We start from the raw sequence: 13,454 nt of genomic DNA, 5'->3' as shown, positions 1-13,454 counted from the left end.
TCCATCGTCCTCATGCCGCTCAATCCTGCTTCGCCGCTCGCCCGTCTCATGCTCGCGCCCGTGCTGCCCGGCGGAATAGTATGGATAGGCTTGCGCACGGCGCGGCGCGCGCCCATGCAACAGGTCGAGAGCACGACGGCGCTGACAGGCGGCGGCCTTGACGGCGACCACTACAGCCGCAAGCAGGGCAACCGGCAAGTGACGCTGATACAACTCGAAAGCATGCGTGCCATTGCGAGCCATCTTGGTCGCGACGAAGTCTCGCCATTCGATCTGCGACGCAATATCGTCACGTCGGGCATCAATCTGCATGCGCTGAAGGACCGTCGGTTTCGTATCGGCGATGCGGTGCTCGAAGCGAGCGGCGAATGTCATCCCTGTTCGCGGATGGAAGAGACTTTCGGCGTCGGCGGCTATAACGCCGTGCGCGGCTTCGGCGGAATCACGGCACGCGTGATCGAAGGCGGAGCGATCGCGCTTGGCGATGTGATCGTGCCTTTGACTTAAGATAGCGCGCTTCCGAACGTCCATTATCGAACAGGAGCGTCAAGCGTGATCGAGCCGAAGAGCTTATTCAAGGACAACCTGGCGCAATTGCCGGGCATCGATGGTATCGGGCGTATCGATCTGATCGATAGCCGAGGCGCGGTGGTGTCGAGCATCGAAAACAAGCCGGGCAAGCAGGGCTCGCTCGCGGTGTATCGCTATCTCAAGCAGGCCTTCGGCACGCTCGATGTCGAGGCCGCCGAGTATGGCCTCGCTCTTTTCGCCGAACATACGACCGATGCGCGCAGCCGTCCGGGCGCGCATCCGAATGTGGATCGGCTGGTCGAGATTGCAAATGGTGGCGAACCGTTGCGTATTGAAGTGATCGCCGCGGAATGAGAAAAAGCGGCCACGAAGGCCGCTTTCATCGACTTAAGCCGACACATCGAGCTGACACATCAAACCGGCTTCAACTCCACCCGCTTGATGTCCTTGACGATCACGAGATAGGCAAACACCGTGATCAGCGCATTGACGCCGACGAACGCCAGCGCGCCGTTGAACGAGCCGGTCCGCGCGAGGATATAGCCGATCACGATCGGCGTGACGATGCCCGCCGCATTGCCGAACATATTGAAGATCGAACCCGACAAGCCGATGGCTTCCTTCGGCGCCGTATCCGCGACCACCGCCCAGCCCAACGCACCTATACCCTTGCCGAAGAACGCGAGCGACATCAACGCCACGACGAGCCCGTCCGCATCCACATAGTTGCAGCCGATGATGCACGACGACAGCAACATGCCGGCGACGATCGGCAGCTTGCGTGCGAACGTGACCGAACGCCCGTGGCGGATCAGCGAGTCGGACAGCACGCCGCCCAGCACGCCGCCGAGAAAGCCGCAGATTGCAGGCAGCGAGGCGATCAGGCCCGCTTGCAGAATCGTCATGTGACGCGCCTGCACGAGATAGATGGGAAACCACGTCAGGAAGAAGTACGTCAGCACGTTGATGCAGAACTGCGCGAGATACACGCCGAGCAGCATGCGGTTCGTGAGCAACTGGCGCACGGCGCTCCAGCCCAAAGCGTTGCCACCGTTGCCACCGACGCGCCCTCGCCGATGCCCGCGCACGAGGCCGCCGCCTTCCTCGATGTAATCGAGTTCCTGCTTGTTGATGCCCGGATGATCGGCGGGATTCTTCATGACAGCGAGCCATGTCAGCGCAAGCAGCAAGCCGGCGATACCCATGACGATATACACGTGATGCCAGCCGAAAGCGTGCGTGAGCCAGGCCATCAACGGCGTGAACACGACAGCGGCGAAATACTGCGCCGCATTGAAAATAGCCGATGCCGTGCCGCGTTCGCTCGTCGGAAACCAGCTTGCGACCACTTTGGCGTTGGCGGGGAAGGCGGGCGCTTCGGCCGCGCCCATCATGAAGCGCAGCACGAACAACGCGGTCACGGCGGTGGCGGCGCTGCCGAGCAGGCCGATCGAGCTTTGCAGCAGCGTAAACAGCGACCACAGAAAGATACTCGCCGCATACACGCGCCGCGCGCCGAAGCGGTCGAGCAGCCAGCCTGCGGGAAGCTGCGAGAGCACATACGCCCAACTGAAGGCCGAGAAGATATATCCCATGCGGATGGCGTCGAAACCGAACTCGGCGCGCATCGCGGAGCCGGTGACCGACAAGGTCGCGCGATCCGCATAGTTGAAGGTCGTGATCACGAAGATCAGCAACAGAATCACGTAACGCACTCTCGTGCGCTTCATGGCGTCGGCCGGAGCAGCAGCGCGGCTCATCGACATGGCAATCTCCTTTTGGTTACGGCAAAAAAAACGCGCGGCGCTCGTTGATGACGGCGCCGCGCGTTTTTGTGTCTCCTGCCTGTCGTACTCTTACTGTGCGCCGAGCTTCTTGATCAGCACGTCGAGCTGGGCGACTTCTTCCTCGGTCAGGTCGGTGAGCGGTGCGCGCACCGGGCCCGCGTCGTGACCGACCAGCTTCGCGCCCGCCTTGACGATGCTCACCGCATAGCCCGCACGGCGATTGCGGATGGCAAGGTACGGCAGGAAGAAGTCGTCGATCAGCTTGCCGACGGTTTCGTGGTCGTCCGCCGCGATGGCGCGATAGAAGTCCATCGCGGTCTTCGGAATGAAGTTGAACACGGCCGACGAATACACCGGCACGCCGAGCGCCTTGTAGGCGGCGGCGTAGACTTCCGCGGTCGGCAGGCCGCCGAGGTACGAGAAGCGGTCGCCTAGACGGCGGCGGATGGTGACCATGGGCTCGATCTCGCCCACGCCGTCCTTGAAGCCGATCAGGTTCGGGCAGCGGTCGGCCAGACGTTCGAGCATGTCGGCGTTGAGCTTGGAGTTGGCGCGGTTATAGATGATGACGCCCATCTTCGGCACGGCCTTGCAGACTTCTTCGGCGTGAGCCGCGATACCTTCTTGCGACGCTTCGGTCAGATAATGCGGCATCAGCAAAATGCCCTGCGCGCCGTTCTTCTCGGCTTCCTGCGCAAACGCGATGGCCGTGCGCGTCGGGCCGCCCGCGCCGGCGAGAATGGGCACCTTGCCACGGCACACTTCGGTGGCCGTCTTCACGATCTGCGAATATTCGGGTTGCGTCAGCGAAAAGAACTCACCCGTGCCGCCCGCCGCGAACAGCGCCGATGCGCCGTAGGGCGCGAGCCATTCGAGGCGTTCGGCGTAAGTATCCGCGCGGAAATTGCCTTGGCTGTCGAAGTCGGTCACGGGAAAAGAAAGCAGGCCTTCGGAAACGATTTGCTTGAGTTCTTGCGGTGTCGTCATGGTGTTATCTCGGTGGGCAGCGTCCGGCGGTTGCAGCGCTTATAGGTCATCGTACAACATGGGGTGACGTCGTACAATCAAAAGTGAATGGAATCGACGCTCTTCGGGGTAAACACCGACCAAAAGACGGCAGCTATGTTGTAGGATGACATAACTCTAGCCGGTAGAAGTTTTCGCGCCAAGGATCATCAAGAATGAATCAGTCCCCGCTCTATATTCGCGTGCACCCGGAAGATAACGTCGCGATCGTCGTCAACGACGGCGGTCTGGGCGAAGGCGCCACGTTCGCCGACGGCCTCGTGCTGCGCGAGCGCGTGCCGCAAGGCCACAAGGTCGCGCTGGCCGATCTGCAGGAAGGCGACGCCGTCATCCGCTATAACGTCGTGATCGGCTATGCGAACAAGCCGCTGCCAAAGGGAAGCTGGATCAACGAGCACGTGCTGCGCATGCCCACGCCGCCCGAGTTGCACGATCTGCCGATCGCGACCATCAAGGCGCCGGACAACTCGCCGCTCGAAGGCTTCACGTTCGAGGGATATCGCAATGCGGACGGCTCGGTCGGCTCGCGCAACATCCTCGCCATCACGACGACCGTGCAGTGCGTGGCCGACGTCGTGCAGCACGCGGTGACGCGCATCAAGACGGAACTGCTGCCGCAATACCCGAATGTCGACGATGTCGTGAGCCTCGGCCATACGTACGGCTGCGGCGTCGCCATCGACGCGCCCGACGCCATGGTGCCTATCCGCACGGTGCGCAATATCGCGCTGAATCCGAACTTCGGCGGCGAAGTGATGATGGTGAGTCTCGGCTGCGAGAAGCTGCAGCCCGAGCGCCTGATGCCGCCTGGCACCATTCCTATTGCGGCGGCATCGGTGGAAGTGGACGACGTTGCCGATATCGGCGATCTCACGGCGGACGAGAACGGCGGCGCGGTCGTGCTGCAGGACGAATCGCACGTCGGCTTCGAGTCGATGATCGATTCCATCATGCGCATGGCCGACTCGCACCTGAAACGCCTCAACAATCGTCGCCGCGAGACGTGTCCGGCGGCGGACCTCGTGATCGGCGTGCAGTGCGGCGGCAGCGACGCCTTCTCCGGTCTGACGGCGAATCCGGCAGTCGGTTTCGCGACCGACCTGCTGGTGCGTGCCGGCGCGACCGTCATGTTCTCGGAAGTCACCGAAGTGCGCGATGGCGTCGCCCAGTTGACGGCGCGCGCCGCGAACGGCGAAGTGGCGGCGGCGATCATCCGCGAGATGCAGTGGTACGACGATTATCTGAAGCGCGGCGGCGCGGATCGTAGCGCGAACACCACGCCGGGCAACAAGAAGGGCGGGCTGTCGAATATCGTCGAGAAGGCGATGGGGTCCATCGTCAAGTCGGGTAGCTCGACCATTTCGGGCGTGCTTTCGCCGGGCGAAAAGGTGAAGCAGAAGGGCTTGATCTACGCGGCGACGCCCGCGAGCGACTTCATCTGCGGCACGCTGCAACTGGCTGCGGGTATCAACCTGCATGTGTTCACCACCGGACGCGGCACGCCGTACAGCCTGGCCGAAGTACCGGTCATCAAGGTCGCGACGCGTTCGGATCTGGCGCGGCGCTGGCACGATCTGATGGATATCAACGCGGGCACCATCGCGACGGGCGAAGCGACGATTGCAGACGTGGGCTGGGAGTTGTTCCGTCTCATGCTCGATGTCGCGAGCGGAAAGAAGCAGACGCGCGCCGAGAAACTGAAGCTGCATAACGCGCTGGTTCTGTTCAATCCGGCGCCGGTGACCTGATTTTTTATCGCTGTTCGCTGGAACGATGCGCCCCGTCACCGGCATGGCTGGTGAACGGGGCGCAGTGGTTTGTGGTGGTGAGCGCGTCGAGGCGAGCGCTGCCGTCGCTGCTTGCCGCGATGGCTCCGGGTACACTACTTGCCCCTTGAAACGACCGTCCCACGCCTGGCCCTCATGCCCTCCATCGCTCCCGCACTCGAATGCCGCCGCCTCAGCAAGTCCTACGGCAACGGCCGCATCGTGCTCGCGGGCCTCGACTTCATCCTCGAATCGGGCGAGTTCGTCGCGATCATGGGCGACTCGGGCGTCGGCAAGTCCACTTTGCTGAATCTGATCGCCGGTCTCGATACCGCCGACAGCGGCGACGTACTGATCGATGGCGCGCCGATGTCCACCCAAAGCGACGATGCCGCCACGCGCACGCGCCGCGAGAAGCTCGGCTTCGTCTTTCAGGCGTTTCACGTGCTGCCGCATCTCACGCTCGCGCAAAACGTCGCCGTGCCGCTGCTGCTCAACGCCATGCCGCCTGCGCCCGCGAACGCGATGCTCGCCGCTGTCGGTCTCGCGGGCCGCGACGATGATTTGCCGCGACAGTTGTCCGGCGGCGAGTTGCAGCGCGTGGCGATTGCGCGCGCGTTGGTGCATCGGCCGCGCCTCATTCTCGCCGATGAACCCACCGGCAATCTCGATCCGCAAACGGCGCACGAAATCCTCGCGCTCTTGCGCCACGAAACGAAATCGACGGGCGCCGCGACCATCATGGTCACGCATTCCGAAGCGGCCGCCGCGGTTGCCGATCGCGTGCTCGTGCTCGCGGACGGCACCTTGCACGAGGCGGAATCGCTCGCGGCGTTCAACGCAGCGCGCGTCCAATGACGGCGCTCGCCGCCGCGCCCCGCACGCTCACGCGCTGGCTGCTCGGCGCGCAATGGCACAGTCATCGCGGCCGCGCGCTGGTCGCCATACTCACTATCGCGCTTGGCGTCGGGCTCGGCTACGCGGTGCAACTCATTAACAGCGCCGCGTTCAACGAGTTTTCCGCCGCCGCGCGCAGTCTGTCCGGCCAGGCGGACTTGCAGGTACGCGGCGCACAGCCGTTTGTCGATGAAAACATCTATCCGCAACTCGCCGCGCACGAAGGCGTGGTCATGGCGAGTCCCGTGCTCGAAGTCGATGCCGCCGTACCCGGCCGCGATGCGCCGCTCAAGGTGCTTGGCATCGACGTGTTCCGCGCCAAGCGCGTCGCGCCGGACCTTACGGGCGTGCCGTCCGCCAACGCGCCGTTCGACGTGCTGTCGGGCGATGCCATCTTTCTGTCGACCGCCGCATTGCAATGGCTCGGCGCGCGCGCCGGCGGCAAGGTTGCGTTGTTGAGCGGGACCGAGAAGGTGCCGTTGCGGGTGGCGGGCGGAATCGCGCGGGCATTGCCGGGACAGCGCATCGCGGTGATGGACATTGCGGCGGTGCAGACGCGCTTCCATATGACGGGCAAGCTGTCGCGCGTCGATCTGCAACTCGCGCGCGGTGTCGATCGCGACGCCTTCCAGCGCGAGCTGCAGCAGTCGCTCGGAGCGCGTTTTGTCGTCGGACAGACGCGCGATGTCGAAAGCCGCACCGACCGGCTTTCGCGCGCGTATCGCATCAACATGAACGTGCTGGCGCTCGTCGCGCTTTTTACCGGCGCGTTTCTGGTGTTTTCGACGCAAGCGGCGGGCGTCGTGCGCCGCCGCGCGCAATTCGCGATGTTGCGCGTGCTCGGCATGACGCGCAGGCAACTCGTGCGGCAGATCATGCTCGAAGGCGCATTGCTGGGCGTGGTGGGCGCGATCATCGGCATTGCGCTGGGTTATGCGGTGGCGGCGGTGGCGCTGCGCTTTTTCGGCAGCGATCTGGGCGGCGGCTACTTTCCGGGCGTGCAGCCGCGAGTCGGTTTCGAACCGCTTGCGACGGCCATCTTTCTTGCGCTCGGGATTGGCGTGGCGCTGGCGGGGACGCTCGTTCCCGCGCTCGAAGCGGCGCGCGCGCGGCCCGCGCCCGCGCTCAAGGCGGGCAGCGAGGAAGCCGCACTCACGCCGCTGCGCAAGCCGTGGCCGGCGTTGATCTGTCTTGCGCTCGGCGTGGTGCTGACGCAAGTGCCGCCTGTCTTCGATGCCCCCATCGCCGGTTATCTCGCCGTCGCGTTTCTGCTCGTCGGTGGCATCGCGCTCATGCCGCGTCTGACGGCCATCGTGTTTCGTGCGGCGAGCGTCGGCTATGCATCGCGAAAGAATAAGGCGCCGCGCGCGCGCAGCACGATCGCCACGCTTGCGCTCGCGCGGCTTGCGAATGCGCCCGGTCAGGCGTCGATTGCCATGGGCGGCGTACTGTCGAGCTTCACGCTGATCGTCGCGATGGCGATCATGGTGGCGAGCTTTCGCGTGTCGGTGGAAGACTGGCTCATGCATCTGCTCTCCGCCGATCTCTACGTGCGCATGGCGTCGAGCGGCGATACGGGCGGCTTGCGTCCGGCCGAGCAGGCGCAACTCGCGGCGACGAAGGGCATCGAACACGCGGCGTTTTTGCGCACCTCGCAGGTGACGCTCGATTCGGCGAAGCCGCCTATCGTGCTGATTGCACGCGAAATCGATGCCGCCGATCCGGGCGCCACGTTGCAGATGACGGGTTCCGTGCTGCCGCCTTCGTCGTGGCAACCGAACGAGACGCCGGTATGGGCGTCGGAGGCGACGGTCGATCTTTATGGCTATCGGGTCGGCGAGCGCATTGCGTTGCCGGTCGGCGCGGCGAAGGAGCGCTTCGTCATCGCGGGCATCTGGCGCGACTACGTGCGGCAGACGGGCGCGTTGCAGATTCGGCTCGCTGATTACCGCCGCATCACGGGCGACACCACCGCGACCGACGCCGGCATCACGCTGTCGAAGGGCGTGCCGGCCGCACAGGTGATCGACGCGCTAAAGCGCTTGCCGTTCGGCGCCGCGCTCGAATTTTCGCAGCCGGGCGACATCCGCGCGCGCACGCTCACCATCTTCGACCGGAGTTTCGCGGTGACTTATTTGCTGGAAGGCGTGGCTATCGTAATCGGCCTGTTCGGCGTGGGCGCGACGTTTTCGGTGCAGACACTTGCGCGCGCTCGCGAGTTCGGCATGCTGCGGCATGTCGGCGTCACGCGCGGGCAGATCCTGGCGCTGCTTGCAAGCGAAGGTGGCTTGCTTACCTTGCTCGGTATCGCGATGGGTTGCGTGCTTGGGTTCGCGATCAGTTTGATCCTCGTGTTCATCGTCAATCCACAGTCGTTTCACTGGACGATGTCACTGCATGTGCCCTGGTCGATGATCGCGATTATCGGCTGCGTGATGCTCGCTTCTTCATGCGCGACGGCGGTGCTGGCGGGAAGACGCGCGGTGTCCATCGATGCCGTGCGCGCGGTGCGGGAGGATTGGTGATGCGTGCGTCTTTGCTTTCGACGATGATGCTTTTGGCGACCGTCGCCGGCGCGGCAGATGCGGCAGATGCGGCAGGCGCGGCAGATGCGGCAGATGCGGCGAAAGCGGCAAGCACCACGGAGACGTCCGACACAGCCAGCTCCACCGACCGGCAATTTGCATCCGTCAGCCCCGGCCACTCCATCCAATGGCCCCAAGACACCGGCTCCCACCCGGCTTACCGCACCGAATGGTGGTACGCAACCGGCTGGCTCGAAACACTCGATCACAAGCCGATGGGCTTCCAGATCACCTTCTTCCGTTCGAAGACCGGCAAGGGCGCGCCAACGAGTGCTTTCGATCCATCGCAACTCATCATCGCGCATGCCGCCCTGAGCGATCCCGCGCACGGCGCCTCGTGCACGATCAGAACGTCGCGCGACAAGGCTTCGATCTCGCCTACGCGAAAAACGGCAACACCGACGTCAAGCTCGATTCATGGCGCATGACGCGCGCAGCGGACGGCCGCTACACCGTCAGCGCCGATGCCGCCGGCTTCGCATTGCATCTCGTCTTCGCGCCGACGCAGCCGCCGATGCTGCAAGGCGATGCGGGCTACTCGCAGAAGGGCCCGCTTCCCGCGCAGGCGAGCTACTACTACAGCGAGCCGCAATTGAGCGTGAGCGGAAGCGTCACGCGGCCGTCGGCATCCGAGAAAAAAGGCGATACGGTCGCCGTCACCGGCAAGGCCTGGCTCGATCACGAATGGTCGAGCACGCTGCTTTCGTCGGATGCATCCGGCTGGGACTGGCTCGGCGCGAATCTCGACGACGGCTCCGCACTCATGGCCTTCAAGGTGCGCAGCCGTGACGGCCACGCGATCTGGGCGCATGCCGCATTACGCGATGCCGCCGGACACGCGACGCAATACGGCCCCGCCGATGTCGACTTCACACCGCAACGTCAATGGCGCTCGCCGCGCACGGGCACGACGTATCCGGTGGCGATGAAGGTGCGCGTCGGTGCGTTGCAATGGCAGCTTGCGCCGCTCATCGACGATCAGGAACTCGACTCGCGCGATTCCACCGGCGCGCTTTACTGGGAGGGCGCGGTAACGCTGACAGGGACGGGTTCCGCGCCCGCTCAACGGGGGCGCGGCTATCTCGAACTGACGGGTTATGCGAAGGCCATCGAAGTCGAAAAGCGCTGACGCCGGTTACGGCGCCGTCGCGCTCGGCGTGCCGCCGGGACCGTAAGGATCGGGATTGCCGAAGCGAGGCAAGTTGCCGTTCATGCGCGCCCGGCGCAACTCGTCCTGCACTTCGGCGCGCGTTTTCGGCGCCTGAGTCGATACGACGTAAGCCGGCGCCGCGTTAGCAACCGGGCTTGGTTTCGCGGCTACTGGGATGGGCGCATCCGTGGCCGGAGCGCGCGCGGGTTTATCGAGCGTATTCGCGGCCGCGGATTCGAGCGGCGCGCGTTGCACGGGCGGCACAGGCGCGCGCACCGCCGCGGCTTCAAGCGGCGCCACGCGGGTTTGCGCGACGGCATGGTTACCGCGATGCTTTTCGCGCGCAGTCTTTCTGGTTTCCAATGTCCGCTTCTGTGCGCGATGCACGCGCGCCGGTTCTGCCTGTGCAACCGGCCTGGGCGCGGGTTCATCGCGTGTAATTTCGGCTGCGGTTGCCGTTGCGGTCGCGGTTTCGGGACGCGCATCGGCGACGGCTACGACAGGCGCCTTTGCAGGCTCCGGCGTTTCCTCGCGCACGCTGCCGCGCACGACTGCGCCGCGGTCGCGCGACATCATGTTCGTCCTGTCGTCGCTGCGTCGGTCCTGCTTGGGCAGCAGGTTGACGGCCAGCAAGGACAGCACGATGACACCCGCGCCAATAAACGTAATGCGGTCTGCGTAGCGGAGCATGAGAGCGTGATCCTCCTTGAATCGTCTGGCGAATATGGCGGACAGCGTGCATCGGACCACCGCGTATCAGATTGGTACGCGCGATGCCGTCCGACGGATGCGCCAATCGTTCGCCAATCGCCGCCAAACTCACTCGATTGATGTGAAGGACCACCGCGCCGCCGCGTCACTTGTAGTGCGCAACGCGCGGTCCAGGCATCAGCTTTGATCCGATGCCGCCGGCCAGCGGTTCTCGAACACGCATTCCTTGCGGGTACGGCGCTTGGCCCAGCCTTCGGTTTCGAGCATGGGTTCGTCGTAAAAGCGCTCGACATGTCCCAAGCAGAGAATCGCGACTGGCTGCGCGCCTTCCGGCATGCCGAGCAGGTCGGCGACGTCGTCGGGATCGAATATGGAGACCCATCCCATGCCGATGCCTTCCACGCGCGCCGCAAGCCACATGTTCTGGATGGCGCACGCCACCGACGCGAGATCCATCTGCGGCAAGGTGCGCCGGCCGAAGACGTGCGCCTCGCGTCCGTCCATGAGCGCCATCACGATGATTTCCGCGCACTCGCGCATGCCTTCCACCTTGAGCGCCATGAAAGCGTCGCGACGCTCGCCGAGGGCATCGGCGGTGGCGACACGTTCCCGTTCGACGATAGCGTGAAGCGCTTCGCGCGTTGCATCGCATGTGATGCGCAGCATGCGCCAAGGCTGCATGAAGCCGACGCTCGGCGCACACAGCGCGGCATCGACGATACGCTTCAACGCGTCTTGCGCGACCGGTTCGCGCGTGAAATGGCGCATGTCGCGCCGTTCGTGGATTGCGCGATAAACGGCATCGCGCGCGGCTTCGTCGAAAGGCTCGTTCATTGAGAAATGCGCTGGAAAGTGGGTTCGTGCTGCGCGGATTCTAGTTCGTGCGGGTGCGCTCGCGCTGTTGGTGCTGCGTAGCCGATGTCCCCATCAAGTGCAAACAAGCCCATGCTGAATGCAACAACAGCTTACAAAAACCTTGATCGATACCCTGCGCGACCCGTAGAATGCGAACCATTCTTATTTGACGAGCGTCGCTGGCATGTTGGCAATTGCGTTGAATGATCTTCCGAAGGCGTGCTGACGTGCGGCCCGTTCTGGTTCGGCTCCATCGATGGCTCGGCGTCGCGACAGCGCTCTTCTTGTTCGTGTCCGGTCTCACGGGCGCGGTGATCGCGTGGGATCACGAAATCGACGCGTGGCTCAATCCGGCGTTGTTTTACGCGCGCACGGAAGGCGCCGCGTTGCCGGCGCTCGAACTCGCGCATAAGGTCGAAGCCGCCGATCCGCGCGTTCAGGTGACGTATCTGCAACTCGGCGCCGAACCCGGCCACACGCTGCAGATGCTCGTCACGCCGCGCACGAACCCGGCAACGGGTGCGCCATTCGATGTCGATTACAGTCAGGTCGCGGTCGATCCGGCAACGGGCGTCATTCAGGGCAAGCGGCTGTGGGGCACGGTGTCGCTGGCGCGTATCGATCTGATGCCGTTCCTCTACAAACTGCATTACACGCTGCATCTGCCGGTGCTCGGCGGCATCGATACGGGAACGTGGCTGCTCGGCATCGTCGGGATTTTGTGGTTCTTCGACAGCGGCATCGCGCTCGTGCTGTCGTTTCCGAGCGTCAAGGCATGGCGCAAGTCCTTCGCGTTTCGCTTTAGGCGCGGCGGTTATGCGCTCACGTTCGATCTGCATCGGTCGGGCGGCGTCTGGATCTGGGGCTTGCTGCTGATGGTCGCTGTCACTTCGATATCGATGAATCTCGGCGATCCGGTCGTGCGTCCGCTCGTCTCGCGCCTCTCGCCGCTCGCGCCAACCATGTTCGATAACCCGGAACTCACGCGCGCGGCGCCCAAGGGCAGCACGCCGCTGCCGGCCGAAAGCGTCCTCGCGACCGCCGTCGCGGATGCAAAGCGCCTCGATATCGCCGCACCGCCCGGCGCGCTGTATTACCTTCCGGCGATGCAAGCTTACGGCGTCGGCTTCTTCGCTCCGGGCAACGATCACGGCGACGGCGGTCTCGGCAACGCCTGGCTTTACTACAACGGCTACACCGGCAAGCTCGCCGGATCGTCGATTCCTGGACGCGGGTCGGCCGGCGACATCTTCATGCAGGCGCAGTTTCCGTTGCATTCGGGACGCATCATTGGCGTGACCGGACGCGTGCTCATCAGCTGCGTCGGCGTCATGGTGGCGATTCTCAGCGCGACTGGCCTGATGATCTGGCTGCGCAAACGCACGGCGCGCTCGCGTTCGGCGGCGTCGGCACGCGAACGCGTCGCACGCGGCCAGTCGGTTTCGTCCTGATTTGCTGGGCGGCATCGGCGGGTGCTTCGTGCATGACCTGAGAGTGGAAGACGCCTCTGCGAGTCGAAAGACCGCCGAGGCGTTTTTTTGTGGCGCGTGCGCGGATTCGCGGGACGGCGAGACCCTGTGCAGTACCATCACTCGGTGCATGAAAAAAAGACATGGAGCACTCATGAATGCATCGGAACAGATCGACGAATTGATCGCGGGAATCACCGACTGGCGCGGCGAGACGTTCGCGGACATTCGCCGCGTGGTTCTCTCGGCGGACCCGCGCATCATCGAGGAATGGAAGTGGATGGGCAGCCCGGTCTGGTCGTGCGACGGCATGATCGCGGTGGCCAACGCGCACAAGGGCACGGTGAAGCTGACCTTCGCGCACGGCGCGGGTATTGCCGATCCGGACCAGCTCTTCAACGCGGGCCTCGAAGGAAACGCGCGACGCGCCATCGACTATCACGAAGGCGACAAGGTCGATGCCCGCGCTTTGAAGGCGCTCGTGCGCGCGGCTATCGCTTATAACCAGACCAAGCTCAAGAAGAACGCGCCTGCGCGCAAGCGGGTGAAGGCGGGTAGCGAAGGTTGAACGGCGGACATAACGCGGCGTCATCAATCCAATAACCTCAAAGCCATTTTTAGCATCGAATACGCGCTCTACCATTCAACTCATCGTTTCATAACGAACACGGAGAGTC

Annotated in this window: 11 protein-coding genes and 1 pseudogene; 8 read left to right on the top strand and 4 right to left on the bottom strand. The window is 64.1% G+C overall.

What is annotated here, in order from left to right:
- Nucleotides 1–12: 12 nt before the first annotated feature.
- Entirely contained in the window at nucleotides 13–507 is a 495-nt protein-coding gene (locus P9250_RS09720) for an MOSC domain-containing protein (protein WP_250468490.1), read from the top strand.
- Nucleotides 508–552: 45 nt separating this feature from the next.
- Complete coding sequence (locus tag P9250_RS09715) at nucleotides 553–885, top strand: DUF2322 family protein (protein WP_250468483.1); 333 nt, start codon at nucleotides 553–555, stop codon at nucleotides 883–885.
- Nucleotides 886–944: 59 nt separating this feature from the next.
- Here the strand turns inward: P9250_RS09715 and P9250_RS09710 are convergent, their stop codons facing one another.
- On the bottom strand, nucleotides 945–2,297 hold the full coding sequence (locus P9250_RS09710) for an MFS transporter (protein WP_310392639.1): 1,353 nt from the start codon (nucleotides 2,295–2,297) through the stop codon (nucleotides 945–947).
- A gap of 90 nt (nucleotides 2,298–2,387) precedes the next feature.
- Nucleotides 2,388–3,305, bottom strand: a complete 918-nt coding sequence (gene kdgD, locus P9250_RS09705) for a 5-dehydro-4-deoxyglucarate dehydratase (RefSeq protein WP_310392638.1) — start codon at nucleotides 3,303–3,305, stop codon at nucleotides 2,388–2,390.
- A gap of 194 nt (nucleotides 3,306–3,499) precedes the next feature.
- Here kdgD and garD point away from each other — a divergent pair, with 194 nt between their 5' ends.
- From garD to P9250_RS09685, 4 genes and pseudogenes are all read left to right on the top strand, one after another.
- A complete protein-coding gene (gene garD, locus P9250_RS09700; RefSeq protein WP_310392637.1) occupies nucleotides 3,500–5,092 on the top strand; it encodes a galactarate dehydratase in 1,593 nt (530 codons plus the stop codon).
- 174 nt (nucleotides 5,093–5,266) lie between these two features.
- Complete coding sequence (locus tag P9250_RS09695; protein WP_244830087.1) at nucleotides 5,267–5,968, top strand: ABC transporter ATP-binding protein; 702 nt, start codon at nucleotides 5,267–5,269, stop codon at nucleotides 5,966–5,968.
- The gene (locus tag P9250_RS09690; protein WP_310392635.1) at nucleotides 5,965–8,532 is read left to right on the top strand and encodes an FtsX-like permease family protein; all 2,568 of its coding nucleotides are present in this window, start codon (nucleotides 5,965–5,967) and stop codon (nucleotides 8,530–8,532) included. Before P9250_RS09695 ends, P9250_RS09690 begins: the two co-directional genes overlap by 4 nt.
- 140 nt (nucleotides 8,533–8,672) lie before the next feature.
- A pseudogene (locus tag P9250_RS09685) lies at nucleotides 8,673–9,721 on the top strand (lipocalin-like domain-containing protein); the annotation flags it as partial.
- 6 nt (nucleotides 9,722–9,727) lie between these two features.
- Here P9250_RS09685 and P9250_RS09680 read toward each other — a convergent pair.
- The gene (locus P9250_RS09680; protein WP_310392633.1) at nucleotides 9,728–10,432 is read right to left on the bottom strand and encodes a DUF4148 domain-containing protein; all 705 of its coding nucleotides are present in this window, start codon (nucleotides 10,430–10,432) and stop codon (nucleotides 9,728–9,730) included.
- Between the two features lie 198 nt (nucleotides 10,433–10,630).
- The gene (gene bluB / locus P9250_RS09675; protein WP_310392632.1) at nucleotides 10,631–11,287 is read right to left on the bottom strand and encodes a 5,6-dimethylbenzimidazole synthase; all 657 of its coding nucleotides are present in this window, start codon (nucleotides 11,285–11,287) and stop codon (nucleotides 10,631–10,633) included.
- 248 nt (nucleotides 11,288–11,535) lie between these two features.
- Here bluB and P9250_RS09670 point away from each other — a divergent pair, with 248 nt between their 5' ends.
- Complete coding sequence (locus tag P9250_RS09670; protein WP_310392631.1) at nucleotides 11,536–12,759, top strand: PepSY-associated TM helix domain-containing protein; 1,224 nt, start codon at nucleotides 11,536–11,538, stop codon at nucleotides 12,757–12,759.
- A gap of 172 nt (nucleotides 12,760–12,931) precedes the next feature.
- Nucleotides 12,932–13,345, top strand: a complete 414-nt coding sequence (locus tag P9250_RS09665; RefSeq protein WP_310392630.1) for a DUF1801 domain-containing protein — start codon at nucleotides 12,932–12,934, stop codon at nucleotides 13,343–13,345.
- Nucleotides 13,346–13,454: the final 109 nt, after the last annotated feature.

This window comes from Caballeronia sp. LP006 (assembly GCF_031450995.1).
Lineage (GTDB): Bacteria > Pseudomonadota > Gammaproteobacteria > Burkholderiales > Burkholderiaceae > Caballeronia.
This window is presented reverse-complemented; position numbering and strand designations above follow the sequence as displayed.

What these genes read in the sequence shown, in the direction of transcription:
- P9250_RS09720 (WP_250468490.1), top strand. Translation starts at nt 13, where the DNA reads ATGCCGCTCAATCCTGCTTCGCCGCTCGCCCGTCTCATGCTCGCGCCC.
- P9250_RS09710 (WP_310392639.1), bottom strand. Translation starts at nt 2,297, where the DNA reads ATGTCGATGAGCCGCGCTGCTGCTCCGGCCGACGCCATGAAGCGCACG.
- kdgD (WP_310392638.1), bottom strand. Translation starts at nt 3,305, where the DNA reads ATGACGACACCGCAAGAACTCAAGCAAATCGTTTCCGAAGGCCTGCTT.
- garD (WP_310392637.1), top strand. Translation starts at nt 3,500, where the DNA reads ATGAATCAGTCCCCGCTCTATATTCGCGTGCACCCGGAAGATAACGTC.
- P9250_RS09695 (WP_244830087.1), top strand. Translation starts at nt 5,267, where the DNA reads ATGCCCTCCATCGCTCCCGCACTCGAATGCCGCCGCCTCAGCAAGTCC.
- P9250_RS09690 (WP_310392635.1), top strand. Translation starts at nt 5,965, where the DNA reads ATGACGGCGCTCGCCGCCGCGCCCCGCACGCTCACGCGCTGGCTGCTC.
- P9250_RS09680 (WP_310392633.1), bottom strand. Translation starts at nt 10,432, where the DNA reads ATGCTCCGCTACGCAGACCGCATTACGTTTATTGGCGCGGGTGTCATC.
- bluB (WP_310392632.1), bottom strand. Translation starts at nt 11,287, where the DNA reads ATGAACGAGCCTTTCGACGAAGCCGCGCGCGATGCCGTTTATCGCGCA.
- P9250_RS09665 (WP_310392630.1), top strand. Translation starts at nt 12,932, where the DNA reads ATGAATGCATCGGAACAGATCGACGAATTGATCGCGGGAATCACCGAC.